14 protein-coding genes are annotated in these 15,617 nt (G+C 50.6%); 8 read left to right on the top strand and 6 right to left on the bottom strand.

All coding sequences use genetic code 11. The features are described from left to right. Window positions 1-367 precede the first annotated feature (367 nt). Window positions 368-2,773, bottom strand: coding sequence for a 3-hydroxyacyl-CoA dehydrogenase/enoyl-CoA hydratase family protein (locus ACEN86_RS06550; RefSeq protein WP_495633512.1), 2,406 nt, complete (start codon window positions 2,771-2,773; stop codon window positions 368-370). Beyond that, window positions 2,770-4,959, bottom strand: a complete 2,190-nt coding sequence (locus tag ACEN86_RS06545; protein ID WP_495633511.1) for a (Fe-S)-binding protein — start codon at window positions 4,957-4,959, stop codon at window positions 2,770-2,772. Before ACEN86_RS06545 ends, ACEN86_RS06550 begins: the two co-directional genes overlap by 4 nt. A 235-nt stretch (window positions 4,960-5,194) precedes the next feature. Here ACEN86_RS06545 and fadR point away from each other — a divergent pair, with 235 nt between their 5' ends. The 7 genes from fadR (at window position 5,195) to ACEN86_RS06510 (ending at window position 12,502) form a co-directional block, all read left to right on the top strand. Then, window positions 5,195-5,776: a fatty acid metabolism transcriptional regulator FadR gene (gene fadR / locus ACEN86_RS06540; RefSeq protein WP_495633510.1), complete on the top strand. Its 582-nt coding sequence runs from the start codon at window positions 5,195-5,197 to the stop codon at window positions 5,774-5,776. A 56-nt stretch (window positions 5,777-5,832) separates the two neighbouring features. After that, window positions 5,833-6,600 carry an electron transfer flavoprotein subunit beta/FixA family protein gene (locus ACEN86_RS06535; protein ID WP_495633509.1) on the top strand — a complete coding sequence of 256 codons (768 nt, stop codon included), beginning with the start codon at window positions 5,833-5,835 and terminating at the stop codon, window positions 6,598-6,600. Between the two features lie 56 nt (window positions 6,601-6,656). Then, window positions 6,657-7,631: an electron transfer flavoprotein subunit alpha/FixB family protein gene (locus ACEN86_RS06530; protein ID WP_495633508.1), complete on the top strand. Its 975-nt coding sequence runs from the start codon at window positions 6,657-6,659 to the stop codon at window positions 7,629-7,631. A 261-nt stretch (window positions 7,632-7,892) separates the two neighbouring features. Next, a complete protein-coding gene (locus tag ACEN86_RS06525) occupies window positions 7,893-8,597 on the top strand; it encodes a response regulator transcription factor (RefSeq protein WP_495633507.1) in 705 nt (234 codons plus the stop codon). Continuing rightward, entirely contained in the window at window positions 8,594-9,574 is a 981-nt protein-coding gene (locus ACEN86_RS06520; RefSeq protein ID WP_495633506.1) for a sensor histidine kinase, read from the top strand. Before ACEN86_RS06525 ends, ACEN86_RS06520 begins: the two co-directional genes overlap by 4 nt. 269 nt (window positions 9,575-9,843) lie before the next feature. Beyond that, window positions 9,844-10,614 carry an ABC transporter ATP-binding protein gene (locus ACEN86_RS06515; protein WP_495633505.1) on the top strand — a complete coding sequence of 257 codons (771 nt, stop codon included), beginning with the start codon at window positions 9,844-9,846 and terminating at the stop codon, window positions 10,612-10,614. Next, complete coding sequence (locus tag ACEN86_RS06510; RefSeq protein ID WP_495633504.1) at window positions 10,589-12,502, top strand: ABC transporter permease; 1,914 nt, start codon at window positions 10,589-10,591, stop codon at window positions 12,500-12,502. Before ACEN86_RS06515 ends, ACEN86_RS06510 begins: the two co-directional genes overlap by 26 nt. Window positions 12,503-12,688: 186 nt before the next feature. Here the strand turns inward: ACEN86_RS06510 and ACEN86_RS06505 are convergent, their stop codons facing one another. Then, entirely contained in the window at window positions 12,689-13,114 is a 426-nt protein-coding gene (locus ACEN86_RS06505) for a hypothetical protein (RefSeq protein WP_495633503.1), read from the bottom strand. 2 nt (window positions 13,115-13,116) lie between these two features. Beyond that, window positions 13,117-13,569, bottom strand: coding sequence for a zinc ribbon domain-containing protein (locus ACEN86_RS06500; protein WP_495633502.1), 453 nt, complete (start codon window positions 13,567-13,569; stop codon window positions 13,117-13,119). A 199-nt stretch (window positions 13,570-13,768) separates the two neighbouring features. On the opposite strand from ACEN86_RS06500, the gene ACEN86_RS06495 reads away from it, so the two are divergent. Continuing rightward, complete coding sequence (locus ACEN86_RS06495; RefSeq protein WP_495633501.1) at window positions 13,769-14,089, top strand: hypothetical protein; 321 nt, start codon at window positions 13,769-13,771, stop codon at window positions 14,087-14,089. A gap of 164 nt (window positions 14,090-14,253) precedes the next feature. Here ACEN86_RS06495 and ACEN86_RS06490 read toward each other — a convergent pair whose 3' ends face one another. Together ACEN86_RS06490 and ACEN86_RS06485 are read right to left on the bottom strand one after the other, a co-directional pair. Continuing rightward, entirely contained in the window at window positions 14,254-14,730 is a 477-nt protein-coding gene (locus ACEN86_RS06490; RefSeq protein WP_495633500.1) for a disulfide oxidoreductase, read from the bottom strand. A 2-nt stretch (window positions 14,731-14,732) separates the two neighbouring features. Beyond that, on the bottom strand, window positions 14,733-15,506 hold the full coding sequence (locus ACEN86_RS06485) for a DsbA family protein (protein ID WP_495633499.1): 774 nt from the start codon (window positions 15,504-15,506) through the stop codon (window positions 14,733-14,735). Window positions 15,507-15,617 lie beyond the last annotated feature (111 nt).

Here is a 15,617-nt window from a genome sequence, read left to right as displayed (position 1 = left end):
GGAATTCTGCTCTGCAAGCGGATCTTTCCACCTTGGGCGTTGTCACTCCGGCTTCGGTTTAGTCCCATCGGCAACCACTTTGAATGCATGCCGTCTACCTTGACCAGACATTCCCGCTGCGGACCGTTCCACCTTAGATGCCCACTCCGGATGCGGAACATCCTTACGATCGCTGTTGTCCCCGGATTTGCTGAATTAACTCCTGCAATGTTCAAATCCGGGGACAAAGGCGAGCGCTTCGCTTCTTCAGGATTGTTCCGCTTCCTCCGCTACTTCGCTGCTAGCAGTTCCGACATTGGGTCCGCTGCCCCATTACTCCGCAGCTACACAGTTCCGGCATTGGATTCGCTGCCTCCGTTTCTCGCTCTTAGTTCCTCAGCGCCTTGCCCTTCGTGAGCATATGCTGCATGCGGGCCTGCGTCTTCGGCTCCCCGCACAAGCTGAGGAAGGCCTCCCGCTCCAAATCGAGCATGTACTGCTCCGTCACGAGCGTTCCGGCAGGGACATCGCCTCCGGCCAGCACGTGGGCCAGCTTCTTGGCAATGAGCAGGTCGTGGTCACTAATGTAGCCGCCCTGCCTCATACCGATCGCTCCAAGCTGCAGGACGGCCTTGCCTTCCGTACCGGCAACGCGGATCTTCTCCTCTGGGATCGGCTCGTAGCCGGATCTAGCGAGGCCAAGCACGGCCTGCTTCGCTTCATAGATCGAGTGATCCTGGTTAGCGACAACCCGATCGGAGGACTTCAAATACCCGAGCCGCTTGGCATCATACCCGCTGCTCGATACTTTGGCCATGCCAACGGTTTCGAATACTTGATTCAGATAGGGTTGCAGATCCGCTTCCGCATTCAGAAGACTCTGGCTTGCGCGAAGCGCGAATTCTTTGCAGCCGCCCCCTGCCGGAATGAGCCCCACGCCCACTTCGACAAGCCCATAATAGGTTTCGGCTGAGGCAATGACCTGGTCCGCAGGCATACAGGCTTCCACCCCTCCCCCCAGACACATCCGATGCGGTGCGGCAACGACTGGCTTTTCCAGCCGCTTGACCTTATACATGGTGCTTTGGAACATGCGGATAATGTCGTCAATCTCATCCCATTCTTCGTCCTGGGCCTCCATCAAGAGGAGCATAATATTGGCCCCGACGCAGAAGTTCCTGCCTTGGTTGGCGATCACCAGGCCAAGGTAGTTCTTCCGGACTTCCTCTACACTCTGCTGCAGCATCGACAGGATGTCTTCCCCAATCGCATTATTAGGCGAGTGGAATTCCAGGCAGGCAACTCCCTCTCCAAGATCGATCAGACTCGCTCCCGAATTGCCTTTAATCACCTTGTTCTGCTCCTTGAGCCTGCGAAGTGAAATCACTTCAGGCGCCTGCTGGGTCTGCTTATACTGCTGTGATCCGATATGAACTGAGTACAGCTGACCTTCTTCTGTCTTATAAAAGGAGGTGTGGCCCGCCGCCAACCAGTCCTTTACCCACTGTGGTAAGGTTAAGCCCTCCGCTTCCATGCGCTCGACTGAACGAACCAGCCCGATGGCATCCCAGGTCTCGAACGGTCCAAGATCCCAAGAGAAGCCCCATCTCATGGCATCATCAATTTCCTCGATGGAGTCCGAGATCTCGCCGACCTTCTCGGCGGAATAGAGAAGCACTGGCCTTAGAATGTTCCAGGCCAGCTCCGAATACCGGTCCTTGCCGGACAAGAGCGCCTTTAGCTTCTCCTTAGTGCCTTTGGCGGCTTTGGCCGCTTCAAGCGAGGCACCTTTTGGCTTCTGCTGCGGAATATATTCCATCGTCGCTATGTTCAGAGACAGGATCTCGCTGCCCTTTTCCCCTTTTTGCTTAAGGTAAAAGCCTCTTCCCGTCTTCTCCCCCAGCCATTTCAGCTCCGTCATCCTCTTCAGCACATCCGGCGTATCAAAGACCGCCTTTTCTTGTTCGTCCGTCACATTCTGGAACACGTTGTCTGCGACATGAACGAAGGTATCCAGTCCTACCAGATCCAGCGTCCGGAACGTCGCACTCTTCGGCCGGCCCATCGCAGGCCCGGTCACCGCATCCACTTCCTCGACCGTATAACCGCCGTTCTTCTGCATCTCCTGCAGGGTCACAAGCAATCCGTACGTCCCGATCCGGTTGGCGATGAAGTTGGGGGTATCTTTGGCCAGAACAACTCCCTTGCCAAGCACCTTCTCGCAGAAAGCCTTCATCGCACTAACCAGCTCGGGATCCGTATTCTCGCCCGGAATGATCTCCAGAAGCTTCATATACCGTGGAGGGTTGAAGAAATGGGTACCGAGAAAATACTTCTGGAACTCTTCCCCGCAATCTGCAGCCATCGCATTGATGGATATGCCCGAGGTGTTAGAACTAACGACGGTCCCCGGCTTACGTTGCTGTTCAATCTGCTTCAGCAGGTTCTTCTTCACCTCAAGATTCTCCACAACCACTTCAATAATCCAGTCCACATCCCCAAGGGAGGTCAGATCATCCTCCAGATTCCCGGGTGTGATTCGATCCGCGAACGCCGGATCATAGAGAGGTGCCGGATTGATCTTGGACAGCTTCTTGATTGCGGATATGGCGAATCGACTCCGAACTGCCGGATCTGCAAGGGTCAGACCCTTGCCGACTTCATCCTCCGTTAATGCCTTCGGTACGATATCCAGCAGCATCGTCTTGATCCCTACACCCGCCAGGTGTGCTGCAATCTGTGAACCCATAATACCTGAGCCGATAACGGCCGCTTTACGAATGGATAAATTCATAACCTGCCAGCCTCCAATTCAAGTTCATGATTAGGGTGTGCCGGAGTACCGCCGAAGACGGACAGCTCAAGCAGTTCAGCAATATCTCTTGCCTTCACCCGGTCCTCAACTTCCTTCATCTTCGTGCCGTCCTCCATCATGGTCAGGCAGTAGGGACACGCGCTGCTGATCACAGTGGGGTTCACCTCAAGCGCCTGCTCGGTTCGCGCCAGATTGACTCTTTTGCCAGAGGATTCCTCCATCCACATCATGCCTCCGCCGGCGCCGCAGCACATCCCGTTCTCCCGGGAACGTGCCATCTCGGCAAGCTCTACACCTGGGATGGCTCTAAGCACATTGCGGGGTTCCTCATACACGTTGTTGTACCGGCCCAGATAGCAGGAATCATGGTACGTCACACGTTCCTTCACCTCATGACGGGGCTGCAGCCGGCCCTCCTTGATGAATTGATCGAGCAGCTGTGAATGATGAAGCACTTCAACCCCCTCAAGCCCGAAATCCGGATATTCATTCTTCAGCGTATTGAACGTATGAGGGCAGGCGGTGACGATCTTCTTAACCCCATATTTCTCAAAAGTCTCAATGTTCTCCATACACAGCTGCTGGAACAGCATCTCGTTCCCCATCCGGCGCGGTGTATCACCCGAGTTCTTCTCCTCGTTGCCAAGAATCGCAAAGCTTACTCCAGATTCATTCAGCAGTCTCGCAAAGGCACGAGAAATCTTACGGCTGCGAAGATCATAAGAACCCATGGATCCTACGAAAAATAAATATTCAAAATCAGGCTGATCCTTAACAGTTGGCACCTTGATACCTTCCACTTCACCGCTCCACTGCGCGCGGTCATTTCGGTTCAGTCCCCAAGGATTGCTTTGGCGCTCAATATTCTGCAGGGCCCGCTGCCCTTCATGGGGCATGCTGCCTTCCATAAGCACGAGATGTCTGCGAAGATCGATGATCTTGTCGACATGCTCATTCCCTACCGGGCACTGATCCTCACAGTTGCGGCAGGTCGTGCAGGACCAGATCTCTTCCTCGGTCATCACATCACCAACCAGATTCAGCTCCTGCGGCGACTTTTCACTGGAGTTCCATACTGACTTCTGCCAGGCAAGGGTTGGACGGATATCCGTAATTCCGGTGTCGTTCCAATCCAGTTCATGCTGTTGAGTCCCCGTAAGGGCATGCGCACCGCTCCCCCCGGCAAAAGCAAACTCCGGCACATAGGGAGATTTTCCTGTTATAGCTGTTCCTTTCTCTGTGAGATGATCCCGAAGCTTGGTGATCAGATGCATAGGCGACAGCACCTTGCCGGTGTTCGAAGCCGGACATACATTCGTGCACCGCCCGCATTCCACACAGGCATAGAAATCAATCATCTGCTTCTGGGTGAAATCCTCAATCTTGCCGACGCCGAACGATTCAGCTTCTTCGTCCTCCAGATCCAGCTTCTTAAGCCGGCCAACCGGCTCAGATCGGCGAAGCCAGATATTGATCGGGGCGGTAATCAGGTGAAAATGCTTCGACTGAGGCACATAGACCAGGAAGGCGAGAAGAATGATCAAATGTGCCCACCAGAAAATATAGAATAGAGCTGCGGCGGCCGTGGCCGTTATAGAGCCGAACACCCCTGCAATCGCTGACGAGATGGGCGCATACCCCGAGGCCGGCAGCGCGAGCCATACTCGTTCGAATCCAAGAGACAGCAGCACCGAAAGCATCAGGGAGAAAATAAAGATCACAACAATACTTGGCTTGAATCCTCGCTTAAGTCTCGCCAGCTTCTCCCCGTAGCGCCGGTATGCGGCGTAGCCCATAGCGACGAGAATGAGCAGCACCGTAATCTCCTGGAGCAGTCCAAATACTTCATAGCCAGGAAGGGGCAGATGTCCATCGCCTCTCGTCAATCCCTTAATAATGAGATCCAGAGCACCGAACTGAAGAATGATGAATCCATAGAAAATAACGATATGCATGATGCCGCTCTTCGGATCTTTAAGCAGCTTCTTCTGCCCGAACACTTGCGTCAGGAATTCCCTCCACCTCCCCTCGCTCTTGTTGCGAAAGTCGGACGGCTTGCCGAGCTTCACATACAGCCAGCGGTGGTACACAGCCTTGTAGAACAAATAAATCCCATACCCGGTTACTGCAAGAAACAAGAGAAGATTAACAATTTGCCATAGCATCGGAGCATCCGTCCTTTCTGCCGAGTAGATATTGATCGTGACGGCCAAGCCTTCGTAAGCGGTTACATATGTCTATATAAGGTGCGTGCCCACACAGGTGAACATGGGTAACTGCGTCTTATATAGTAAAATCTTAGGCCAAAAACGTTGACATCTAGCACGCTTTAGCCTAAGATTAAGAAAAATGAATGAGTATTCATTCAGTTAATTCGAATTCTAACACCGGGGTGGAACTATGGCAAGTAGGAAAATGGAAAAATACGAACTGATCCTGGAAGCTGCGCTGAAAGTGATTGCTGAGAACGGCTTTCATGGTTCTCAGATTTCCAAGATTGCGAAGGAGGCTGGTGTAGCGGACGGCACGATATATTTATATTTTAAGAAGAAGGAAGATATCCTTATTTCTCTATTTCAGGAGCGCCTTGGCGACCTGATTGCGTCCTTCCATGCGAGCGTCAAGGAATCCAATACCGCAGAAGAAGCTCTTCGGAAAGTATGCGAGATCCATTACAGTGAGCTTGAGAACAATGTGAACCTGGCTTATGTAACCCAGATTGAGCTTAGGCAGAGCTCCCTGGAGCTGCGCGTGGCCATTGGGCACGTAGTGAAGCCCTATATCCAATTAATCGAGCATATTCTGGAGAAAGGGATTCAGGAGAAGCTGTTCCGTGCCGACCTGGATATTAAGCTAACCCGCCTTCTTATCTTTGGCGCCCTGGATGAAGTGGTGACATCGTGGCTGATCTCAGGCCAGAAATATTCACTCACTGCACAGGTCGACAAGACGGTGGAATTTTTCCTCAAAGGACTTAAATAGCAGATGTGATCGATCATGACTTCCTGCCTACCTAAATTTAGAGAGGAGCTTGGCATATGAATATCTACGTGCTGCTGAAGCAAACGTTCGACACCGAGGAGAGAATCATAATTGCTAGTGGAGAAATATCGGATGATGGGGTGAAGTACATTATCAATCCGTATGATGAATACGCCGTGGAGGAAGCGCTCCGTCAAAAGGAGCAGCATGGCGGCACGGTCACGGTCCTCTCCGTGGGTCCTGAGCGATCTGCCGAAGCACTTCGTACAGCCCTCGCCATGGGGGCCGATGAAGCAGTCCTCATTACGGATGGCCGCATTCCGGCAGATGAGTTCAGCGTGTCCAAGGTGCTGGCTGCCTATCTCGGCAAGCAGTCTCCTGATCTCATTCTAGGCGGGAACTTCTCCGTCGACAGCGGCGGAGGACAAGTGGCCGTGCGTATCTCCCGGCTCCTGGGCCTCCCTCATGTCTCCTCGATTACCAAGCTGGACATCAGCGGCATGGCTGCAGAAGTTCAGCGGGACTCCGAAGGCGATACCGAGACGGTTCAGGTCTCGCTCCCGGCTCTATTTACAGCGCAGCAGGGGCTGAACGAGCCGAGATATCCATCTCTTCCGGGGATCATGAAGGCGAAGAAGAAGCCTTTTCAGACTTTAAGCCTGGATGATCTGGGTATGGTTGAGACGGAGATTGCCTCGAAGACCCGGCGTCTGTCTCTAGACCTGCCTCCTGCCCGTAAAGCGGGACAGATCATGAAGGGGGACTTGGCTGAGCAGGCTGCTCAGCTTGTTCAGCTGCTGCGGACAGAAGCTAAATTAATCTGAGGATATAAGTTGAAATAGCGGTTCATAAGAATCCAATCCATAGGAGGTTAACGGATATGAGTCATGCGTACTTAGTTGTTGCTGAGGTTCGTGCTGGAGCCTTACGCCAAGTTACTTTGGAAGCGCTTCATACTGTATCTTTAATCAAAGAAGAAGGCGAGTTGGCGGCCGCTGTCCTTATCGGATCTCAGATTACCCCGCTTGCCAGCGAGCTGGCAGAGTATGTGGATGGAGAAGTGCATGTCGTGGATCATCCAGCCCTGGAAAATTATAATGCCGAGGCTTATTTCCAAGCCCTTACTCCAGTTCTCGATGCCCTTAACCCTCATACCGTGGTATTCGGACATACCGCGATCGGCCGCGACCTCGCTCCTATGGTTGCCGCTCATCTGGAGGCCGGCCAGATTTCAGATATTACAGCGACCCAGGGCACTGGCTCATCCGCATCGTTCACCCGCCCGATCTATGCGGGCAAAGCCTTTGAACAGAAGCAGTTCACCGATGGTCCCAGGGTCATTACCATTCGCCCCAACAATATCCCTGCTGCCGGTAAAGCCGCCAATCCCGGAACAATTGTGGAGACCGATTATTCGCCTGCTGCAGATCTACGGTCAGTCATTAAGGACGTCATTCGCAAAACCTCGGGCAAGGTCGATCTTACCGAAGCCAAATTTGTTGTCTCCGGCGGCCGTGGTGTGAAGAGCCCTGAAGGGTTCAAGCCGCTGGAAGAACTGGCCGATGTTCTGGGCGGTGCCGTCGGCGCTTCTCGTGGTGCCTGCGATGCCGGCTACTGCGATTATGCCATGCAGATCGGACAGACCGGCAAGGTCGTCACGCCTGAAATCTACATCGCCTGCGGGATCAGCGGTGCGATCCAGCACCTGGCCGGCATGAGCCAGTCCCGCGTGATAATCGCGATTAACAAGGACCCGGAAGCTCCCATCTTCAAAGTAGCAGATTACGGGATCGTCGGAGATTTATTTGAAGTCGTGCCTCTTTTAACCCAGGAATTCAAGAATGTATTAGTGTAAGCATGGGTCAGTAGAGTGCCTTGGCATATAGCCAATTACAGAGAAGCAGCCATCCCCGGGTGGCTGCTTTTTGCGGTTCTCTTCGCTCGGAATATGAGCGCCTGAGTAACAAAGCCAAGCCCTTCACCGGACAGAAAATAAGATTCATCGGAATCTCCTTCATGTATAATATGGGTAAGTTTTACAACAGGTATCTTTTCCCGGTATACCGGGGTCTTAGATTTATTCTCTCGCATTATAGTTATTAAAAGGAGTTTTCCGATGTATACCATTATGATTGTGGAAGATGATCCGAAGCTTGGGTCTCTCCTAAAGTCTCATATCGAGAAATATGGAGACCGGGCAGAAGCTATAGGAGATTTCGATCAAGTGTTAGATCAATTCAGACAATTAGAGCCCCACCTTGTACTAATGGACGTTAATCTGCCCAGCTTTGACGGTTATTACTGGTGCCGCCAGATTCGGACCGTGTCCACCTGTCCGATTGTCTTCATCTCCGCCCGCAGCGGAGAAATGGATCAGGTGCGCGCACTCGAGAACGGGGCAGATGATTATATTACCAAGCCTTTTCACTATGAAGTCGTGATGGCCAAGATCCGCAGTCAGCTTAGACGGGTATATGGAGACTATGCTTCCAAGATGGAGGAGCGAACCGTATCTAAGGCCGGGCTGGTTCTCTATCCGGAGAGAATGGAGCTGAAGCTTGGGGATCACACCGTGACTTTAACCAAGAAAGAGACGGTTCTTATCGAAGCTCTGCTCGAACGAAGTCCCAGATCCATAAGCCGGACCAAGATTCTGGATAAGCTGTGGGACGATTCATTTGTCGACGATAATACGCTGAGCGTGAATATTACCAGGGTGCGCAAGAAGCTGGCCGATCTGGGCATTGAGGATGCCCTGGAGACGATGCGAGGCGTTGGATACCGCCTTAATGTCACCTGGAAGGATGAGACGGGGTCATGAAGCTGTTTGTACGGGAGCATATTCCTCTATTTCTATTCGGGATTGCACAGCAGCTTCTGGTCCTGCTGGTCTACTGGTACGATGGCTACAGGCACCCCATGACTGCTCTATATGCCTGCTTCCTTAGCCTTTGCCTGTTCGCCGTCTATCTCGGATTCAGATACTATACCCATCGTCAGCTATACAGGCGTCTGACCCACCCGCCCGCAGCACTCATAGATTCTATCCAAGATGGAGATTCTGCCCCGTTATCCGCGGCTGTCGGCAGGCTGATGGATGTTCAGTTCAAATTTTATCAAGACCAGCTTACGAGATACGAACAGCGGCAGCAGGAGCATCTGGTGTTCATGAATCAATGGGTGCATCAGATGAAGACCCCACTCTCCGTAATCGAATTGATTACCCAGCGTGAAGAAGATCCCCAATTCGAGGATATTGCTGAGGAGGCAGACCGGATCAGACGCGGGCTTGAGATGGTATTATACATGGCCAGACTTGAGACGTTCGAGCAGGATTTCTATGTAGACAAGATCTGTCTTCGCGATATCGTTCAAGACGTTATTCATGAGAACAAGCTGTACTTTATCCGCAGCAGTGTCTACCCGGACAATCAAATTCCAGCCGAATATACAGCTCGGACCGATGCCAAATGGCTTCGCTTCATGCTGCAGCAGCTCGTCTCCAATGCCATAAAATACTCTGCAGGAAGCCGCAATACCGTTACGTTCACTGCCTTCCGTGATGAGCAGGCGCTGTGTCTTGAGATTCGCGATGCCGGAGTCGGGATTCCAAAGTCCGATATCGCCCGTGTCTTCCGCCCTTTCTTCACCGGAGAGAACGGAAGAATCTTCAAGGAATCTAGTGGTATGGGACTGTACCTGGTCAAGGAGGTCGCTGATCGATTAGGTTATGAAATTGAACTGGAATCTGCCTTATCCCGCGGCACGACCGTACGTATTCGATTTCCAAACGCATGAGGCCGAACCTCCCATTCTAGCGAATGAGGGGGTTTTTGCTTGTTTGACCGAACCAGTCACCATACTATTCTTACAACTTTGTCAGCTTGCTGAAAGCTTGATCAATAGGACATTGCTCCGTCGTGTCTTACACTTGGAACAGCGATCGGGCTACCGGCGAGTGCAGCTTTTGTAACTAATACAGCCGTCGGCGCGTTATCTCTAAGACTTTATCTGTCTCTAATTCTGGATTAATCGTGGATTACCTAATGGAAGGGGAATGAACCATCATGGAAATATTGAAAGTGAATAATCTCAGTAAAATATATAAAGGTGCTGTATCTTACGAGGCTTTATCCAAGATTCAGCTGTCTGTTAACCAAGGTGAATTTGTCGGCATTATGGGGCCTTCAGGCAGCGGTAAGACTACACTGCTGAATCTGGTCTCCACTATTGACTCGCCCACCTCGGGCGAAGTGCTCATTAATGGCAGCAATCCGCATACGCTCTCAGCGAATCAGCTTGCCGTCTTCCGGCGCCGAGAGCTTGGATTCGTATTTCAGTCGTTCAATCTGCTTCATACGCTTACTGTTAAGGAGAACATTCTCCTTCCTCTAGCTCTGGACGGAATGAATCTGAAGGAAATGAACTCCCGCATAGAACAGCTGGCGGATAAGCTCGGCATCACCTCCATTCTGGAAAAGCGCACCTATGAGATCTCGGGAGGCCAGGCCCAGCGGACCGCGATTGCCCGCGCTCTGATTCATGAGCCCAAGCTGGTGCTGGCCGATGAACCTACTGGGAATCTGGATTCCAAGGCTGCCCGTGATGTTATGGAGATCATGGAGAAGCGCAATCAGGAGGACGGTACCACCATGATGCTGGTCACCCATGACCCTGTAGCGGCCAGCTACTGTAACCGGGTGGTCTTCATCAAAGATGGGCAGCTGTACAATGAGATTCATAACGGGGATAACCGCGGGGCCTTTTACCAGAAAATCATCAATCTTCTGTCGCTAATGGGAGGGAATGCTGATGAATTTCAGACAATTCGCATTTAACAATGTGATCCGCAACAAGCGGACTTACATTGCCCATTTTCTAAGCAGCGCCTTCGCAGTCATGATCTTCTTCATCTATGCGCTGCTTCTCTACCATCCGGATCTTCAGGGAGAGCTGGCATCCACTAGCAGAACGATGAGTGCGCTGGCGAGTATGGGCATGATAATCTGCCAGTATATTGTCTTCATCTTCTCTTTCTTCTTCCTGCTGTATTCAGTTAGCAGCTTCCTGAAGCTGCGCAAGCGGGAATTTGGTATTCTGTTGCTGCTGGGCATGTCGCGGAGGCAGTTGCATAAGCTGCTGTTCATCGAGAACATTCTGATCGGCTTTGGCTCTATTGTTGCGGGAATTGCGGTAGGCCTTATTTTCTCCAAGCTCATCCTGCTGATCTGTGCGAACCTGCTGGCGATTGAACGAGGACTCAGGTTCTACATTCCGCTGAAAGCAATCTGGCTGACCGCCGGCGCGTTCGCGGTGATGTTCCTGGTCATCTCGCTCTTCACCTCTCTCATGGTACGCAAGGTGGAGCTGGTAGAGCTGATCAAATCTTCCGACAAACCGAAGCCTGAGCCAAAGGCATCCTGGCTGCTAGCTCTCCTTGCTGTGCTTCTGATTGCTGCTGGATATGGATGCGTATTCTATTTCGTACTCATGGAGGTCTTCAGTCTCGCTCTTCTCGTGCTTGGTGTCGCACTCGTTATCTTGGGTACCTACTTCCTGTTCACACAGCTAAGCGTATATGTCATTCGTATGCTGAAGAGGAATCAGGGCCTGTTCTTCCGGCGTACCAACCTGCTCACCTTCTCGGAGCTGACCTACCGGATGAAAGACAATGCGATCATGTTCTTCATGGTCTCGATTATTTCAGCGGTTGCCTTCACCGCAATTGGAACCTGTCTGGCGATCGGGGCACCCGGTCTTGCTGAAATGACTAATCCATACTCGTTCAGCTACTCCTCATATTATGGGAATACCAAAGAACAGGAGCACATCCGGCTGATTCAGCAGGAGCTGACCAAGAATCATTTTGCCTACAAGATGGGTTCGGTCTCACCGGATCAGTCCGACAATGGTCTAACCTTGATCAAGCTGAGTGATTACAACAGCCTTGCGAAGACGCTGGGCCAACCTGCCGAGCAGCTGCAGGATCAGATGACCATTCTGGCACCATCCTCGTTAGATATGGCCAAGACTTACAAGAAACAGGGAGTTCCTAGGCAACAAGTGAGAGTGATCAGGGGAGATTATAAGGACACATTCAAGGTCAAAAAAGCGCTTGAATATGTCGTTCTTCCAAACATGTGGAATTTATACATTGTTACAGATAAGGATTTCCATACGATCTTTGCCAAGCAGGCCAAGGAAAATATCAACAAAACCTATCATTTTGTCGTAGAGGACTGGCAAAATAGCCGGGCCGTCTCAGAGCAGCTTAAGAAGTTAATCCCTCAGGACAACAGTCACTACACTTTATCTTCTTTGGTCGATAAATGGACTGAGTCCCAGCAGGTTAACGGCATTCTGCTCATCTTGAGCGGACTCGTAGGTGTTGTCTTCTTCACCTTCGCTGCCAGCTTCATCTACTTCCGTCTATACGCTGATTCCGAAAGAGATGAGCAGCAGTACAAAATGATCGCCAAAGTGGGGCTAAGCCGGAAGGAACTCAATAAAACCGTAACCCAGCAGCTAGTTCTGATGTTCTTCCTGCCTCTTGTGCTGGCGATGATCCACAGCGCCGTCGCAATGGCAGCCCTTCAGCAGCTGATCTCCTACTCGGTCTTTCAATACGCTGTTGCGATATTTGCCTCATTCCTGTTCATTCAGATTGTCTACTTCCTCATCACACGCTCACGCTATTTGAGACAACTGTACCGGAAGCTGGTGTAACTGGTGTAACTGGTGTAACTGGTGTAACTGGTGTTGCTCATGTAGCTCAGCAGCTCCCGAGAGCAGCGTACGATCCTGAGAGCTGCCCTAACACCAACCGAACACCTTAACTAAAATCAGGGGCCGTCCCATAAGATCCAAGATCTTGCGGGACGGCCCCTGTCAATTGTGATCAGGTTACCTCCCTTAAGGAGTACCCGATTTGTCCGTATAAGCAGTAGCTGTATATTTGAAGACAAAGTATCCAAGAAGTGCATATACGGCAGCCGGAATTAAGCCAGAGAGCGTAATATGCGAGAAGGGGAAGATGATGAGTACAGCTTCAAGCCATAATGCGTAAGGCAGGTACTTGATATTCCCGGAAGTCAGTGTCAGCCAGGCTCCAAGCAGAAAGGCTTGATGAGCCAGTGCCAGTAGAGGGATGGTATAGAACAGCGTAATCAGTCCCGAGGTACTTTGATAAGGAAGGATCAAATATAGGATCTCATACAGAAATCCGACTCCCAGACCGCCGAATAACAACTGCATGTCATACTTCCTTAATTGACGATACCAACCAAATGATTCGAACCACTTGCGAAGCTCCTGTAAGACAACCCAAAATTGCTGCAAAATTATTCCTCCTTGTGATTGGTGTGATCAGACAGTGAATGTCCGCCTTCATTTAATTCTTGTTTGGAATCTGCTCCATACTCCACTGTACTGTTATGCTTTATCTCATATGTATGCCCACAGTGATTACAGAACTTGGCCTCTACATTATTGGTTGCCCCGCAGGCCTTGCAGGTCTTGGAGTCATTAATATTCGCAATGTGCAGCAGATTCTGCTCGATCGCAAGCTGCAGCTCTTGAATACGCTCTATGTTGGCGGACATTTGCTCCTTGGACACAGGCCAAGTCCCCTGCTCCATGGAATCAAAGACTATTTTGCCCATGGCTTCATACTGCCGAGCAATCTCACTATGCATGGAATTGTTCTGCATCTTCAGCCGATTGATCTCGACTACATTCTTGGCCTTGTTGCCTGCTTCAGCGACGCCAGCCTTAAATTTATCCAAAAAACTCAAAATTGCTTCCTCCCTTTTTCTATGCTTTAGTCAATTATTCGACACATCTCCCTCAAATCCTTCCAGTATCGGCATGATTAGACTATTTCCAGAGTTGTCTAACAGGGTCTACTTAGTCCACCTCCATGAAAACAACCATGAACCTTGCTATAATATAGACTGATGGACTGAACTTCAGATTAGACAGGAATGAATAAAAATGGCCTTCGGCGTTAGCAGACATGAGCTTAACGAATGGAAAGAACAAGTCAGACGCGGTCAGATTGCTTACCTTACCCACTATTGGCTGGAGACCCGCTGGCCGGGAATAACGACGGTGACCAAAGTAGGCTGCTCGGATCTTCCAAAGCTCACAGCCTGGTGCAGAGAACATGGTCTTAATCCCAAATATATTCATCAGCGCCAGCCTTATCCCCATTATGATCTTATCGGCCTGAAGCAAATTGAGATTCTGAAGCAGGAACAGCTGTGGGATCATATCAAGCGCTTCAAGCTGCTTGAACAGACGCCGCCTTTCTAAACTTTGCGGTTATTTCCGGAGACTTGAAATCCTTCGTATTCATACAAGAAAAAGAGAGCCCTTAGGCTCTCTTTTTTTAATGCGCATTCAGCTAGTAGATCTTGGTTTATATAAGACGCAGATAAAAAGTTCATATTTCAGGGTACTTTCGTAACTCAATTCATTCAGTCTTGCCCTGCCACTTGCTGCTCCGCATCCATATCTTCTTCATTCTGCTTACTCCGTCCCAAGGTCAGGAACACTGTAATTAAAATGAACGCGGTCAGGGCCATCAAAGGGATCGTAATGAACCCGAACCAATCGAGATAATCCACATTGCAGGGTACTCCCACCCGGCAGGGTGCAAGCTTGGAGAATCCAGGGATCTTCTGGTCCGCATAGTGAACCAGGGAGATACAGCCACCAATGATATTCAGCGGCAGCAAATAGCGGATGATGTTCCGGTCCTCGCGGTAGGCCGCGATGCCTAGCAGAATCACCTGCGGATACATGAATATCCGCTGGAACCAACACAACCTGCAAGGCTCGAACAGCATGACTTCACTTAAGTACAGACTGCCTGCCGTTGCCACGATGGACACTAGCCAAGCCAGATATAAGGCATATACACGGAATACAGAACGTACAGGCTTATCATTCATGGTTACTCACCCTTTAACGCTTTTTCGATGTCTTTCTTCAGGCTGCCATAGTCCAAATAATGACCGGTGTATTGCGTATCGTTAACGTAAATCGTAGGTGAGTATTGAATCTTTAATTCATCGGTCTTGGCATTATGCTTGTCCACTTCATCCTGATATTTCTTCTGCTGGATATCCTGCTGAAGCTTATTGTAATCGATCTGCAGGTTCTCCTTCTTGGCCAAATCTACAAGGTACTCTTCTGTAATCCGGCCGCTGTTCTCGGCCCCCTGCTCACGATAAAGCGCTTCATAATACTTCCAGAAGGCGTCGTTGCTTTGGTGATATACCGCCTGTGCTGCCAGCGCAGCCAGATTGGATTCTTCCCCGATGAAAGAGAAGTTCATAAAGTAGAAAGACACCAGACCTTTGTCGACGTAGTCCTTGACGATCTGCGGCTTGACCTGCTGGGTGAAATCTCGGCAAGCCGGACATTGATAATCTCCGAACTCAACAATCTTCACCTTGGCCTCCTTGTTCCCTAATACCGGAAGGCTATCGTAAGGGAAATTGGGTTTAACCACACTATTCGAAGAAGACGAGTTAGACGCTGGGTTGGAAGAATTGGGCTTAATGCTGAATACAACGATGATAAGAATCAAGAGTACGGCCACAGAAGTGAACCAGATCAGCCGCTTCATTCTTTGTTTCTGGAGCTGCTCTTCCCGCTTACGCTGTGACAGAGCCGTTGTTTTCTTTTTGGGCTGCAGTGTAATCCCCTCTTTCTCTATTAGCATACTGCCCCAAATTCTAGTTATTAAATAACGTTTCGTCAAGCGTTATCACGCACGAAATAGACTGGATATGTTCCAGTCATCTGGAAGCTGCAATTTAGCATAAAAAAAGGG

The organism is Paenibacillus sp. Paensp111 (assembly GCF_059492195.1).
The sequence above is the reverse complement of the archived record's forward strand: the minus strand, read 5'-3'. Positions and strand labels throughout refer to the sequence as shown.